This window comes from Xanthomonas sp. NCPPB 3218 (assembly GCF_056725185.1).
Genome location: NZ_CM161516.1, coordinates 294,348 through 308,408, shown reverse-complemented (window position 1 = coordinate 308,408; position 14,061 = coordinate 294,348). Strand labels below are relative to the sequence as shown.

The following is a 14,061-nucleotide window of genomic DNA, read 5'->3' as shown; positions in this document are numbered from 1 at the left end:
TCCGGTAAAGACGTGCGGTTTCAGAACGCGGTAACTGTGTCAGCGCATGTTGGTCTTGACCAGATCGATCACCTCGTCGCCGCGCCCGCTCATCACTGCCTTGAGCAGATACAGGCCCATGCCCTTGGCCTGTTCCAGCTTGATTGCCGGCGGCACCGCCAGTTCCTGCGTGGCGATGCGCACATCCACCAGCGCCGGACCAGAGTGCGCGAAGGCCTGCCGCAACGCCCGCTCCAGTTGCGCGGACTCATCGACCCGGATGCCCAGGATGCCCATCGCATTGCTCATCGCTGCGAAGTCCGGATTGCGCAACTCGGTGCCGGTATCCAGATAGCCGGCGGCCTTCATTTCCATCGCCACGAATCCCAGCGAGGCATTGTTGAACACCACGATCTTCACCGGCAGGCGCAGCTGCGCCAGCGAGATGAAATCGCCCATCAGCATCGCAAAACCGCCATCACCTGACAGCGCAACTACCTGACGGCCCGGATACGCCGACTGCGCACCCAGCGCCTGCGGCATTGCATTGGCCATCGAACCGTGGTTGAACGAACCGAGCAAGCGGCGTTGTCCGTTCATGCGCAGGTAGCGCGCGGCCCACACCGTTGGCGTGCCGACATCGCAGGTGAATACCGCATCCTGGTCGGCGATCTGGCTGATCATGCGCGCCACGAATTGCGGATGCAGCGGCTCGCCTGGATCGGCCGGCACCGCCAGATCGTCCAGTCCCTCGCGCGCCTTGCGATAGTGCGCCAGCGCCTTGTCCAGGAAGTCGCGTTTCTCGCGTCGCTGCAGCTGCGGCAGCAAGGCGGCGATGGTTTCGCCCACATCCGCTGCGATGCCCAGCTGCAACGGCGTACGCCGCCCCAGCGCGCTCGGGTCGCGGTCCACCTGCACGATGGTCGCGTCCTTCGGGTAGAACTGCCGATACGGGAAATCCGTGCCCAGCATGATCAAGGTGTCGCAGTTGAGCATCGCGTGATAGCCGGAGCTGAAACCGATCAGGCCGGTCATGCCGACATCGAACGGGTTCTCCCACTCCACGTGTTCCTTGCCCCGCAAGGCATGCACGATCGGCGCGCCCAGGGTGTCGGCCAATGCCACCACCGCATCGTGTGCGCCCGCGCAACCGCTGCCGCACAACAGCGTGATCGCTTCGCTCTGCTGCAGCAGCGCGGCCAGTTGCTGCACATCTTCGGGAGCCGGCAGCACGCGCGGTTGGCGCAGTTGCGGCCACGCCGTGGGGATGTGCTTGTCCACTTCCAGCAGTGCGATATCGCCGGGGATCACCACCACCGCCACGCCTTGCTGCAGGATGGCCGCACGCATCGCGCGGTGCAGCACTTCCGGCAGCTGCGCCGGATTGGTCACCAATTCCACAAAGTGACTGCACTCGCGGAACAGTTCCTGCGGATGCGTCTCCTGAAAATAGTTCAGCCCGATCTCGGACGAGGGAATATGCGCGGCGATCGCCAGCACCGGCTGGCGGCTGCGATGACAATCGAACAGCCCGTTGATCAAGTGCAGGTTGCCCGGCCCGCAGCTACCCGCACACACCGCCAGCTTGCCGGTCACCGCCGCCTCGGCGCCGGCAGCGAACGCAGCCACCTCTTCGTGGCGCACGTGCATCCATTCGATCGTCTGCATCTCGCGCAAGGCATCGGTCAGGCCGTTGAGGCTGTCGCCGGTCAACCCCCAGATCCGCTCCACCCCCGCGCTCTGCAGCGTCTCGGCCAGAAACCGCGCCAACGTCTTTTTCTTCGCCACGATGCAGCTCCACGCTATCTTTGAGTGGGTAGCTTGGCAGCGGGAATGTATGCCTGGCGTCTAGTTGCGGCCCGCGCTACGTCTTTCACGCGCACCTAGCAGATGAATGGCCTGGCTGGAGAGTGACCAAGCTGTCACTCTTCACCCGCCAGCATCGATGTCCTCTCCTGATACCTCACAGGCTTACACAAAAACCGGGGGGCTACAGAAAGTCACCTTTCTGAAAGCTTCCCCGGCCCAGGTGTGTGCGTAGGATCTCGAGACCCTGCGAGTGCAACTGGGAGATCCTACCCTTGGTCACACCCAGCTCACCTGCGATCTGGACGAAAGGCTTGTGCAGGTAGTAGTAAGACATGAAGATTTCCCGCGTACGCGGAGCCAGCTGCAGCATTGCCTGCCCCAGAATATGCCGTGACTGCTCTTCCACGAGACCATGTCCCGGCCACGCATCGGTTGCGTGCTCGACCAGATGCTGGGTGGCGATCTGCAGAATCGTGCCGATGAAGTCATCGAGCCTGCCGATATCATCGGCGACGATATCAATCCGATCCTCCAACCGAATGGAACGCCTGTGCTGGCGCACACCATTGAATACCGCGCCACGCACGCGGCGTTTAGCGTAGAGCGTGAAAGGAATCATGCGTGCCGGGTCATAGCGGGCCATCGCTTCCAGCATGCCGACATGCGCATTTTGCAGGTGATCCAGCCAATCGAGGTCACGACGACCGATGCGTCGATAGACGTCGGCCGCCACCATTCTTGCCCACGGCGAATACTCCGTTACCAGAAAGTCTCTGGCCTGCAGGTCATGGTCGGCCTTGAATCGCCTCCAAAGCTCGGCAACAAGTGCCTCCCTGTCCATCGCAGGTCAGGACCAGATGCTGCCCAGCAGCGTCCTGGAGACGAGCACCCACCCATCGATCAAGATAAACAACAACAACTTGAGCGGAAGACTAACGGTTGCCGGCGGCAGCATGATGATGCCCAGGGCCATCAACACCGCCGAGACCACAAGGTCGATCATCAGAAACGGAAGGAAAATGACAAATCCCATCTGAAAGGCGGTCTTGAGCTCGCTCAGAATGAAGGCGGCAGCAAGATGGGTGAAGCGGATTTCTTCGACCGTCCTCGGCGGTGCAACGCGCGCCATTTCACTGACTGCCAGCAAATCGGATTCACGCGTCTGGCGCACCATGAAGTCCCGTAATGCGGGCGTTGCACGCGACACTGCCTCCGTCGCAGTGATCTGATCTGCGAGATAAGGTGAGAGCGCATCGCGCTGGACTTTGTCCAGCACCGGCCCCATCGAAAACAGCGTCAACAGCATCGCCAACGTAATCAATACGCTGTTGGGTGGCGTCTGCGGGATGCCCAGCGCGTGCCGGAGCAAGGCCAGTACAACGATGATGCGGGTAAAGCATGTCATTCCGATCAGGATCACAGGGATGAACGAGAGCATCGTCATCAGCACGAAAACGCGTAGCGTCGACGAAAACTCCTGTTTGCCCGCAGCGTTCAATGCTTCGCTCAACGGATCTGCACAGGCAGTGAAGGTCGCAAAGACCAGGCCCACTCCGACCAATCCAGCCAGGAGGCTGGGACCAGCGTGCTTGCGCGTCACGTCGAGGCTCCTGTTTCCGAACCCAGGCGTTGAATGCTGACCTGCCCTTTGGATTCGGCGACCACGACCTTCTCGCCGTCGATCTCCAGCAGGTGCACGACCGTGGAGCGACTTAGCCGGTATTCAGCGCGTTTTACGATGGCACCAGCGGCAACAGACAGCTGTGTTGCGCCCAGCCACCGTGCGATCAGGCCCTTTTTCTTAAGCCATAGCAGGACAGCGACGAACACCGCCAACAGCACGGCGGTCCAAATGAGCGTGGCGCTGAGCGTCGCTGCGCTCAACACCGTATCGCTACGGTAGGGGATGGCGGACGGCATGTCTGTGCTCAAAGCAGTTCTTGAATCCGCACACCCAATTTGTCGCCGACTGCCATCAATTCTCCTGTGGCGACCGCCTTGCCGTTGAGCATGAGAGTAACCAACGCTTCGCATGACTCTTCCAGCGAGACAACATCGCTTCTCTTGAGTGCCATGATCTCGTCAACGCTCATTTCTACCTGTCCGACATGCGCCACCAGCTTCGCTTTGACGTGACCGAAGACCGAAAGATCGCGCGTCACGGTGGTTGTTTCCATTTTCATCGGTCGTTTCCTTGATTTGATATGTCGTTCAGTGCAGTTCCAGCGCACGCTGCCCGCCCGCAAGGACCAAGCGCGCAGCAGCCAGGACGTGCGTCCCACTCATGAGCTGAAGCGGGGCATAGGCATCACTTTCGACGACCAGCACCTCTCCCACGCGCAACGAGGAAACCTCGCCAAGCTCCATCTCGCCCATGAACAGCTCGGCATGCAATGCAACTGGTTGATCGCGCAATGCCGCGCTGCGAGTGGTCAACACAGGCAGCTCCGCTACATCGGCGCCATTGCTTTCCGCAGCGCACCACACCGCATCCGCGATCAAGGCGATCTCGAATTCGCCCCATCGTGCAGTGGCATGCAATGCGCCATGCCGTAGCAGGAACCGGAGCGGATCGACGGGGTGGGCGGGTGTGGAACGTTCGAGGGCAGGCCTGCCAACCAGGGTAGCCACAAGAGCTTGCAGCGCCTGCTCACCGACCCTTCCACATAGCTGCTCGTCGGCAGCGCCTGAAAGTTCCATCAACCGTGCGCCAAGTGCTGAGGGCGTCCCATTGCACAGGCGCATGCCGAACAGGCCGCCAGCGCTGGTCGATACGATCTGCATCTGCGGGACGTCCGCAACGTCTTCGGCGGATGCGGTGATCGCTACCCTGACCCCTTCATCGCTCTGTCCATGAGCAACCGACCAGTCCGTGAGCCATACACCGAAACGCACCTGCAACAGCTCATAAAGCGCCTGTGCGCTGGAAGGGAGTATCCATCCGAGACGTTTCATCTATCATCCGCCCCGTGTGCTGTTGTAGAGCTGCTCGATCATCTCGTTACTTACCGTCATCACACGCGAGCTCGCTTGGTAGCCGCGCTGAATGATCAACATGTCGGCAAACTCTTGGGTAAGATCAATGTTTGACATCTCCAGGCTGCCGCCCTGGATATTTCCAAACACGCTGGAGCCAGCACGCCCCAGTTCACTGCGCTGGCCGTCTACGCCCGACAGCATGCGTCCGCCGGATAGCTCCAGGTTGCTCTCACTCTGGAACGCCGCCAACGCGAGTTGCGCGCCCTGGCGTTTTTCCGTCGAGCTGTAAGTGACCTGCAAGACGCCCTTGCTGTCGAACGCCAGCGCATTGATACCGAGCACGGGGCTACCGTCTTCCACCGTGGCGGTCAGACTATCGGTTAGCCCGGACAGGCTTGTCGTCCCCGTAAAGGTACCTGGTGTACCGAAGCCAAGTGCAACCTTTTGGCTGCTGGAGCCCGCCGAAAGAGTGACCTCGATATTGCCCGAGCCTGTTTCCAGCATGCCGCTGGTGCTGAAGCGCAGATCGCCGCTGCCAACCTGCGCGCCCGATTCGTCGGTCACGGTGACACGGTAGGTGCGGCCCGATCCAACCGATGCCACCGGCGCACTGGTGGTGACCTTGAGGGTGTGGACTGTGCCTGTCGCGTCATAGACCTTGATGTCGCTGACGGAACTGCCAGTGGATGTAGGCGACAGGTTGCCGCTCAATCGCACACTTGTCGTAGGCTTGGCATCCAGGGTCCGCAAGCCGTCCAGGTTCAACTGCGACAGTTGACCGGTGCTGCTGATCGACATCACGTCATAGCGGCTGACGCTATCCACCAAAACACCGCGATCATCGATAATGAATTGGCCGGCGCGGGTGTAATGCAACCCTCCGCTGGAGTCGCGCAGGACGAAATAGCCGGAACCATCAACTGCAACGTCTGTCGCATTGCCGGTCTGGCGCAGATCGCCTGCCGTAGTGCGTAAGCCGGCACCGACGATCCGCGTGCCATGTTCTCCAGCCAGATTCTCAAAGAACGAGTCGCTGCCGCGGAAGCCAGGAGTGTTCATGTTGGCAACGTTGTTACTCACCGTATCCAGGCTCTTTGAAAAGCTGAAAAGGCCGGAAAGCGAGTTGTAGAGCGCTTGAAACATGAGTAATTCCTTATTGCTGGACCAGCGTGATCTGCGGAAGCCGGATGCCTGTCAAGACACCGGCACTGGTCTCGACCGTCAACAGAGGACCGGAGGCGCTGAACTCGATTGCCTTGACCACCCCGGTGGCAGTGTTGCCGCTTGCCTGGGTGACCTCGATGCGGCGACTCAAAAGGCTCAAGCTCTGGCTGGTGGCATTCATGCTCAACATCCCTTCGGAGTTGAGACTAAGCTGACGCGACTGCTCCAGATTGCTGAATTGCGCAAGCTGCGCCAGGAACTCGCGGTTATCCACCGGCTCCAGTGGATCCTGAAACTGCAACTGCGACAGAAACAGCTTAATGAAGCCATCCTGGTCGATGGTGTTGTTCGACTGTGCACTTGCACTGCCGTTATTCACGATCGAGCCGATTGAATCAATCGCCATTGTTGACCCCTTGAGCATTGGAAGAGCGCTGCCAAACGAGCGCGCCATTGAGCATGATCCGGTCAGGTCGACTTTGTCCGGAATGCAACAACGCATCCAGCAGGGCCGGTATCTGTGCGGCGGAAAGTTGGTAGTCGCGCACCCACCAGGTGGTGCGACCTTCTGCGTCTGAAATTTGTTTCATTGCGCGTGTCATCCACTCGGCCAACGCACCGGAGCTTGTCGTTGAGGACACGTAGGACGAGTGCGTAGCATCGGTTTCTGGGCGCTCTGTCAACGCGGCCGGCAAGCCTGCACCGGCCACGTGTAATCCCGAAGCAAAACACGGGCGATACGCCACATCCTGCAGGCTCATTGCACTGAGGCCAGGTCCAGCACTTGCTGACATCATGACATTGCCATTGAGCGCATCGCCATTCGGCGCCCCCGCTTCATGACCACGACCACGATGATCCACATACGACATCAGATACGTTGCCGTTGCCATCCATTCGAACACGATCGAGTCGACTACCAGCGCCTGGTCGGCAACTTGTGCCACCTGCGTGGCCGACATAATCCCGGCCTGCATCGTCTGCCCGGGAGTCGTGGCAGATGCATCGCCTGGTAAGTAATCGGATGTCAGCCAGCGTTCGAATCCCGCCGCGTCTTTCGACGGACGTTCTTCGTGCGGCTCGCTCTGAGGCTTTGGCGGAACCGTAGCAGGTGAAGGTAGTGCCGATTCAATTGCCACCGGATGCTCTCCTTGCGAGCCAGAGTTCTGCACAGGTGTCCGATTCGGCGCGTTCCTGCAACCGCAGCGTCTGTTCGGCAAAGCGTCGATGGCGTTCGTCGACAGAGCGCTCCTCTGCCAGGGCGGCACAATGCACGGTACGCGCTGTGCCCACACGGGTATCGCAAGCGTCCGCATCGAGTAACGCCTGCGACTGCTCTGCATGTACGACGGCTTCGACGTCCAGTGCTGCTTGATAGGTTTGTAGCTGTAGCAGGCCGTTTTCTGCCCGTTGTTTCCAGCAGGCGAGCGCATGAACACGATGCTGACATTCCTCCAGATGGGTTTGTGCCTTCCGGCTTTCAAGCAACGTGCTTTGCAAAACCAGCGACGCCTTGCGTGTTTGCAGGTCGCGCACGCGTACCAGCACCGTCAGCCGTTGCAATTGTCGACGCGCGTGGTCGTCAGACATGGGCATTTTCCGTCGGCAGTGCATGCAGCAATGCGTTCAAGGCTTCAAGCCGCGTCATCGGAACGAGCTGTGCCTGCTTGATGACCGCTTCCAGCTGCGGCCAGGCGTCCAGGGCCTGATCCAACACGGGGTTGGCACCGGGCTGATATGCACCAAGTTCCACTAGGTCACGCGAATCTTCCAGGATGGCGAGCACACGACGCACACGCATCGCGAGCTCTACGTCCTCACGCGTGGCGAGCTGGGTGAGCAAACGACTTACACTGGCCAATACATTGATTGCCGGATAGTGGCCTTTAGAGGCCAGCGTGCGATCCAACACGATGTGCCCGTCCAGAATGGCGCGCATATGATCGGTAATGGGCTCGTTGAAGTCGTCGCCCTCCACCAGCACGCTGTAGATTGCGGTAATCGCACCGTGCTCGAAGTTTCCGCAGCGTTCGGCAATCCGCGGCAGCCACGAGAAGACCGACGGCGTATAACCGCGAAAGGTCGGCGGCTCGCCGCTGGCCAGGCCGATCTCGCGATGCGCCATGGCAAACCGGGTCATCGAGTCCACCACCAACAAGACAGACTTGCCCTGGTCCCTGAAAAACTCCGCAACGGCGTGCGCGGCGTGGACGGCATGGGTGCGCACCAGTGCCGGCTGATCGGCAGTGGCAGCCATGACCACGCAGCGCTTCATCACTTCCGGACCGAGTGTATGACGCACGAAATCGCCGACTTCGCGACCACGCTCACCGATCAGTGCTAACACGATCACGTCGGCCTTGACATGGCGGACAAACATACCCAGCAAGGTGCTCTTGCCCACACCGCTGCCCGCGAAGATACCGATGCGCTGCCCTTTTCCCAGCGTCAACAAGCTATCCACTACGTGGATGCCTGTCTCGAAAACCTGGGTGATATCACGCCGTTCCAGTGGATTGGGTGGCACTGCATGCAATGGGTAGTGTTGCTCAGTTGCGCACGGCCCCAGCGTATCCAGAGGACGACTGAAGGCATCAATCACGCGCCCAAGCAAGGCATTGCCAACCGGGACATTCAATGACCTTGTCGTGGTTTCCACTCTTGCACCGGGCGAGAGACCGGCAATATCTCCATATGGCATAAGCAGCAGCTTGCCGTCCCGAAGTCCCACCACCTGCGCGTCCACACGACGTCCCTCTGCGGACACCATCACTTCACAGAGATCTCCGACGCGTGCGTCGGGCCCATCGGCCTCGATCACCAGGCCATTGAATGCACAAACACGGCCATACCGACGCACGTAGCATGCCGATTGGATGGCTGTCGTCAGATGCTGGGCAAGGCTCATGAGCGCGTCACGGACGAGTAAGTGGACAGGCCGTGCAACAACGCGGCTTGTAACGCCGAAAGCCGGACGTCGAGCCCAAACTCGGTTCTGCCTGCGCGTGTTTCCAGCGTGCACTGGCCTGGCCGTAGTGCAAGATCACAGTGAATCGGCAAGGTCAGGACATTGGAGCAAAGCGACAAGTCATGTTCTGATACGTGTATTGCTACCGCCTGATGACCCGCGTCCCGCAGTGCACGCTGGCACAGCTCCGTCAGTAGCGGACCATCTGCATAAGCGGCGCCGATGACCTGGGTTACCGCGAGGAAGGCCACTTCCACGGCTACTTCATGACTTCGTCGCGCCTGTTCGTCGATGGCTTGCTCCAGGCCGGCGATCAGATTCTGCAGCTGCACACGCACCCGCTCGGTCGCCTCATGCGCGGCGTTAGCCTGGGCCTGCAGGGAGGCCGTCACTTTTTCCAACTCACGCTGTGCCAGCGAAGCGGCTTCCTCATGAGCGCGTGCAAGGCCGTCCTGATATCCCTTCGCACGCGCATCTTCCATCACGGATTGCTCTTGCGAAGCGGAAGGCGTCGCGTCGTCAGCGCCACGTGTTATAGGCGCATACCAGGGACGGCAGTCGGATGACACGGCTAGACGCTTCATGGCACTACCCGCCTTGCCGGGTGCGCAACTGCTGCCTGGGCGTGCGCAGCATTACGCACAGCAGCGGCCAGCGCTGGTGGAAGTGGCCGGGACACTGCGAGTTCTGCGCGAACCGTCTTGGCCAGCGCAGGCTCGAGCGCTGCAAGGATAAACGACGCGTCCGCCGAGGCCGTCGCCATGACCACGCGGCTCAGAGTCGCTGCACCAAGCGTATGCGACAGTTGCACGATATCTTCCAGACCCGGTCCGCCGTCAGCATCTCCGATGGTCTGACCCGGTCCGCGCAGTGCCGGCTCGACCAGGGTTGGCTCGTCCCATCCGTGACGACAGACCAATGCAATCTGCGCACGCAGTTCCGTGGCCATGGCAGCCGGCAAGGACGCCAGCAACCGCCGACGTTCGCCAGACCGCATGACGCTGGCCAGCAACGCAGACTTGCGCATGACTTCAGACGCGCTCATGCGCAGGCCCCATCAGCCACGCCCGAATTTGTTGCGCTGCCTGTTCGCTCTGCTCTCGGCTCAAGCGCTTGCTGCGTGATCGCGTGACCGTTTTTCCTATCAGCACCCCGACAAACAGGCTAAGCACAACGGCGACCACGAGCCAGATCATCGGGGCTGCCTGCCAAGCCGAGGTAACGCCACGAGCACCAAAAGCCGGGCGATCGGTATTGCGTGCTGCCAATGCCGGCTGACCTGGAGGTTGGCTGGGTGTCGCGGTGGATCCAACGCCAATTTCAACAACATCGCCACGCGCCGCATCTCCACCGATTGCTGCCATCACCAAACGTTGCAGGTGCTGTTGTTCGATATCGCTCAACGGTTGGCGCAAGGCAATCGCAACGCTGACACGCTCTACCCGTCCGGTGGCCCTGGTGATTTCCTGCTTCTCGGTGCCGTGTGCGTACTCGACCTGCTCGTTCAAGACCGCACCACTACCTCCCTCGGGTACACGATCGGAACTGGAGCTACGCCGCACCACCGTCCCATGGTCCTGGCCAGGCGCCACCAGGGTGCGTTCACTGACGGTGCGCACTTTGTCGAAGTTCAGTGCGACATTGACCGAGATCGATGCCCCTGCCGTGGACGGTTGCGCCTCCAGAATCTTGCGGATATCACGCTCGTAATCGGCTCCCAGTTGCCGTGCCAGGTCGCCCTGTGCACCGCCGGCGGCATCGTTGACGCCTCCTGCCAGCTGCAAGCCGGTCGGCCCGACCACCACCACCGCGTCCGGCATCAGCCCATCCACGGCCGAGGCAACAAGATCGCGAATTCCGCTGACCTGTTTGGCAGTCAGCGTCGCACCGGGCACCAGCGAGACTGCCACCGATGCCTTGGACTGACTGTCTTCGGCAAGGAATACACCTGGGCGGCGAATCGACAAGTGCACGCGCACAGCCTCAACACCAGGAATCGTGGCGATGGTGCGCTCGATTTCACCCTGCAGCGCACGCTGATAATTGATGCGCTGAGCAAACTCGGTAACACCGAACTCATTAGTATCGAACAACTCGAATCCAACATGCCCCCCTTTCGGAACGCCGGCAGACACCAGACGCATCCGCAAGGGATGCACCTGACCCTGTTCCACCAGGATGCCGCTCCCGTCCGCGGTATAGCTGTGTGGAATCTTCCATTCGTCAAGGGCAGCCGAGACCTCGGCGGCGTCGGCTTGTTTCAGCTCACCGAAGAGCAGTGCCTGTCGCGGCGCCAAGGCCCACCAGATCGCGGCAGCCGTCAGCAGCAGCAAGACGCCCATGGCGAGGAATAGGCCAAGCTTGCGCTTCGGTGCCAATGTCGAATAAGTCGTTTTGAAAGAGGAAAGCACGTCAGTGTCCTTACAGTTGCATCCGCGAGAGTTCCTGATACCCCTCGACCAGCTTGTTACGCACCTCGGACAACAACGTGAGGTGCATACGTGCCTCCTCCAGTGAGATCATCAGATCGTGCGGCGCGACTTCCTGACCTGCGGCCATCGCACGCAGTTGCTGGTCCGCAGTCTGGATGGCGCTATCCGCACCGGAGATGCCACGTGCGACCACATCCCCAAAATTCACGCCGTCGGTTGCGACCACCGGCGCACCGAGTGCCTCCATCTGCGCGGGTCCAATCGCTCCAATCGCTGCGATCGTCATCACTTGGCTCCAATCTCGAAAGCGCGCAATACCATGCTGCGCAGCACGTTGAACGAGCGCACATTTGCCTCGTAACCCCGGCTGGCCGTCATCAGACTGGTCATTTCGCTCACCATGTCCACCGCCGGGTAGTGCACCTGCCCTTGCGCATCGGCCATCGGATTCTTCGGATCCAGAACCGTGCGCGTTCCAAGACTGCGCGCCGCATCCATGCCGTCACCCAGGCCCACTGTCTCGGCGAACGAAGCGGAGGCCGATGCAGTCAGCTGGCGGGGATCGATCGGCTGATTGGCGACCGCGATATGCCGCCCAGCCAGGTCCATACGTAGCCGCTCGTTCTGCATGCCCGCACGGCTTGCATCTAGGATTGCGTCGATACTCATGCGCCGCTCCGCCCAGTCACCGCCAGACGCATCAAACCGAAATGCCGGCTCAGCGATTCGGTCAGTGCCTGATAGTTGAGCCCCGCTGATACCGACTCGGCGACCAGGTCGTCCAGACTGGCGCGTTCACGGTCATAGCGCTGGTCCACGATCGCCAGCGTGGGTGAATCCGGATTGCGCAGCAGTGCTGCAACATCGTCAGGGCTTGCGCCAGCCGCCGCATTCAAGACGCGATCGGTGCGACTCTGATCAATGACAAACACCGGCGCGTCGGGGCTCGAGGCGTTGGCGATATTCCAGCTGGTGACTTCGGCCTTGAGCTTATTGAGGCTCAAGGCCATGCGCACAGCGTTGACGGTGAGATCTTGTGACATGGGTAACCTACTGGATGATCAGGTCGCCATCCAAGGCGCCTGCGGATTTGACGGACTGCAAGACCGCAATGACGTCGCGCGTGGTCAGTTTGGCGGTACGTAACGCGGAAATCAGATCGGCCACTGTGGCGCCTTCTGCGACCGACACCAGCGGAGCGATTGGCTCTTCGGTGGTGATGGTGCTCTCCGGTACCAATACGCTACGCACCCCTGCGCCTGGACGCACCAGCAGCCCATCCGGCTGTGACACGCTGTAACGCGTGGAAATCTCCACACGCAAGTCACCGTGAGAAATGCTCACCTGACCCAAACGGATATTGCTGCCGGCCACCACAGTGCCGGTCCGCTCATTGATGATCACGCGTGCTGGCCGCTCGCGCATCACCCGTACATTCTCGATCTGCGAGATGCGAGCCACACGACTGGGGTTGTCCCGGTAGCGCACGACGACCTTGCCGGCGTGCTCGGCTTCTGCGGTGATGCCAGGCAAACTGGCGCTCACCGCCTGCGCGATGCGGTTGGCAGTGGTGAAGTCGGCTTCGTCCAGCAGGATGCTCAAGGTTCCCGGCTCACCGGCAACGTCCAGTGCGGCTGCCCGCTCGACGGTGGCGCCGGAAGGAATCCAACCCACAGTCGGGTGGTTCTTCTGTACCGATGCGGTGATGGCCTCGAACTGATAGCCCCCCACCGAAATCGCCCCTTGTGCGATCGCGTAGACCTTGCCATCGGGCCCGCTCAGCGGCGCCAGCATCAAGGTACCCCCGGTGAGGCTGCGCGCATCGCCTGCCGAGGCGACTTGCACATCGAGTGGCTGACCAGGTTCGGCGAATGCCGGAAGTTTAGCCGTCACCAATACTGCCGCGACATTACGGCTGGACAGATCACCCAGTTCGACGCTGACACCGAAATTGCGCAGCGTATTGCCGACCGATTGCACGGTCGCGCGGTTGCGCGCCGAATCACCGGTACCGGAAAGACCGAACACCAATCCGTAACCGGTCAGTGGATTTTCACGCACACCCGCGATGCGCGCGATGTCCTTGATCCTGACATCGGAGACCGGGGCGGCATGCGCAGATGCAGCCGACAGCGCTAGCAAGAGCACCAGCAAACGCAGGTTCATAGCACCCTCAGCCACTTGAGCAGCCGGTAGGCCACACTCTGACGTTGCGACTCGGCAACGACGCCCTTGCCATTGAACTCCACACGCGCATTGGCGAGCCGATGCGACCAGACGGTGTTATCGGCGAGGATGTCATCCGGTCGCACTATGCCGCTCAGCGTGATGCGCTGATCTTCCTTGTTGATCAACAGCGACTGCTCGCCTTCGACCACCAGCGATCCATCGCTCAGCACATCCTTGACCTGTACGGACAATTGCGTGCGCAACTCACCCACTCGTGAAGTTTCCGCGCTGCCCTTGGCGGCACCTGACAAACCGGCGTCGAAGCTACCGCGGTAGGCATTATTGCCTGCGGTGCCACTCAGGCGAACATCCGAACCAGCGTCAGTGGCTGCGCCGGAGCGTGCCCTGGCAGCTTCGAGCACATTCACCGTCAACACGTCGCCCACGCGGTAAGCGCGTCGGTCGGCAGCGATGCCGCGATACGTATTCGAATTGATGAGGCTTTCCTGCGCGAAGGCACATTGGCTCGCCGTCACCGACAGCAGCGCAGCGACCATGAGC

19 protein-coding genes are annotated in these 14,061 nt (G+C 60.8%); all 19 read right to left on the bottom strand.

Going from position 1 to position 14,061, the window contains the following annotated elements; translation table 11 throughout:
* Positions 1-39 precede the first annotated feature (39 nt).
* Positions 40-1,749, bottom strand: a complete 1,710-nt coding sequence (poxB, locus tag AC1PLS_RS01315) for a ubiquinone-dependent pyruvate dehydrogenase (protein WP_180970360.1) — start codon at positions 1,747-1,749, stop codon at positions 40-42.
* 220 nt (positions 1,750-1,969) lie between these two features.
* Positions 1,970-2,629, bottom strand: a complete 660-nt coding sequence (locus AC1PLS_RS01310; protein WP_184432543.1) for a sigma-70 family RNA polymerase sigma factor — start codon at positions 2,627-2,629, stop codon at positions 1,970-1,972.
* 6 nt (positions 2,630-2,635) lie between these two features.
* The gene (gene fliP / locus AC1PLS_RS01305) at positions 2,636-3,388 is read right to left on the bottom strand and encodes a flagellar type III secretion system pore protein FliP (RefSeq protein ID WP_016903031.1); all 753 of its coding nucleotides are present in this window, start codon (positions 3,386-3,388) and stop codon (positions 2,636-2,638) included.
* The gene (locus AC1PLS_RS01300) at positions 3,385-3,708 is read right to left on the bottom strand and encodes a hypothetical protein (protein ID WP_016903032.1); all 324 of its coding nucleotides are present in this window, start codon (positions 3,706-3,708) and stop codon (positions 3,385-3,387) included. The genes fliP and AC1PLS_RS01300 overlap by 4 nt, the downstream gene beginning before the upstream one ends.
* Positions 3,709-3,716: 8 nt before the next feature.
* Positions 3,717-3,971 (bottom strand): FliM/FliN family flagellar motor switch protein, encoded by a 255-nt coding sequence (locus AC1PLS_RS01295; protein ID WP_016903033.1) that lies wholly within the window; start codon positions 3,969-3,971, stop codon positions 3,717-3,719.
* A gap of 28 nt (positions 3,972-3,999) precedes the next feature.
* Positions 4,000-4,743 carry a FliM/FliN family flagellar motor C-terminal domain-containing protein gene (locus tag AC1PLS_RS01290; RefSeq protein ID WP_184432544.1) on the bottom strand — a complete coding sequence of 248 codons (744 nt, stop codon included), beginning with the start codon at positions 4,741-4,743 and terminating at the stop codon, positions 4,000-4,002.
* Between the two features lie 3 nt (positions 4,744-4,746).
* Positions 4,747-5,910 (bottom strand): flagellar hook-basal body complex protein, encoded by a 1,164-nt coding sequence (locus AC1PLS_RS01285; protein ID WP_016903035.1) that lies wholly within the window; start codon positions 5,908-5,910, stop codon positions 4,747-4,749.
* A gap of 10 nt (positions 5,911-5,920) precedes the next feature.
* Entirely contained in the window at positions 5,921-6,337 is a 417-nt protein-coding gene (locus AC1PLS_RS01280) for a flagellar hook assembly protein FlgD (protein WP_016903036.1), read from the bottom strand.
* Positions 6,327-7,070 carry a hypothetical protein gene (locus AC1PLS_RS01275; RefSeq protein ID WP_311736841.1) on the bottom strand — a complete coding sequence of 248 codons (744 nt, stop codon included), beginning with the start codon at positions 7,068-7,070 and terminating at the stop codon, positions 6,327-6,329. Before AC1PLS_RS01275 ends, AC1PLS_RS01280 begins: the two co-directional genes overlap by 11 nt.
* Positions 7,060-7,521 carry a hypothetical protein gene (locus AC1PLS_RS01270; RefSeq protein WP_260300066.1) on the bottom strand — a complete coding sequence of 154 codons (462 nt, stop codon included), beginning with the start codon at positions 7,519-7,521 and terminating at the stop codon, positions 7,060-7,062. Before AC1PLS_RS01270 ends, AC1PLS_RS01275 begins: the two co-directional genes overlap by 11 nt.
* Positions 7,514-8,839, bottom strand: a complete 1,326-nt coding sequence (locus tag AC1PLS_RS01265; RefSeq protein WP_184432548.1) for a FliI/YscN family ATPase — start codon at positions 8,837-8,839, stop codon at positions 7,514-7,516. Before AC1PLS_RS01265 ends, AC1PLS_RS01270 begins: the two co-directional genes overlap by 8 nt.
* Positions 8,836-9,381, bottom strand: a complete 546-nt coding sequence (locus tag AC1PLS_RS01260) for a FliH/SctL family protein (protein WP_260300067.1) — start codon at positions 9,379-9,381, stop codon at positions 8,836-8,838. The genes AC1PLS_RS01265 and AC1PLS_RS01260 overlap by 4 nt, the downstream gene beginning before the upstream one ends.
* Positions 9,382-9,479: 98 nt before the next feature.
* The gene (locus AC1PLS_RS01255) at positions 9,480-9,944 is read right to left on the bottom strand and encodes a hypothetical protein (RefSeq protein ID WP_184380830.1); all 465 of its coding nucleotides are present in this window, start codon (positions 9,942-9,944) and stop codon (positions 9,480-9,482) included.
* The gene (gene fliF, locus AC1PLS_RS01250) at positions 9,931-11,310 is read right to left on the bottom strand and encodes a flagellar basal-body MS-ring/collar protein FliF (RefSeq protein ID WP_311736842.1); all 1,380 of its coding nucleotides are present in this window, start codon (positions 11,308-11,310) and stop codon (positions 9,931-9,933) included. The genes AC1PLS_RS01255 and fliF overlap by 14 nt, the downstream gene beginning before the upstream one ends.
* A 10-nt stretch (positions 11,311-11,320) precedes the next feature.
* Complete coding sequence (fliE, locus tag AC1PLS_RS01245; RefSeq protein WP_184380828.1) at positions 11,321-11,617, bottom strand: flagellar hook-basal body complex protein FliE; 297 nt, start codon at positions 11,615-11,617, stop codon at positions 11,321-11,323.
* Positions 11,617-11,961, bottom strand: a complete 345-nt coding sequence (locus tag AC1PLS_RS01240; RefSeq protein ID WP_228912496.1) for a flagellar basal body rod protein FlgC — start codon at positions 11,959-11,961, stop codon at positions 11,617-11,619. The genes fliE and AC1PLS_RS01240 overlap by 1 nt, the downstream gene beginning before the upstream one ends.
* 35 nt (positions 11,962-11,996) lie before the next feature.
* Positions 11,997-12,341 (bottom strand): hypothetical protein, encoded by a 345-nt coding sequence (locus AC1PLS_RS01235; protein ID WP_230673761.1) that lies wholly within the window; start codon positions 12,339-12,341, stop codon positions 11,997-11,999.
* A 40-nt stretch (positions 12,342-12,381) separates the two neighbouring features.
* A complete protein-coding gene (locus tag AC1PLS_RS01230) occupies positions 12,382-13,497 on the bottom strand; it encodes a flagellar basal body P-ring protein FlgI (RefSeq protein WP_184432555.1) in 1,116 nt (371 codons plus the stop codon).
* Complete coding sequence (locus tag AC1PLS_RS01225; RefSeq protein WP_184380826.1) at positions 13,494-14,057, bottom strand: flagellar basal body L-ring protein FlgH; 564 nt, start codon at positions 14,055-14,057, stop codon at positions 13,494-13,496. The genes AC1PLS_RS01230 and AC1PLS_RS01225 overlap by 4 nt, the downstream gene beginning before the upstream one ends.
* Positions 14,058-14,061: the final 4 nt, after the last annotated feature.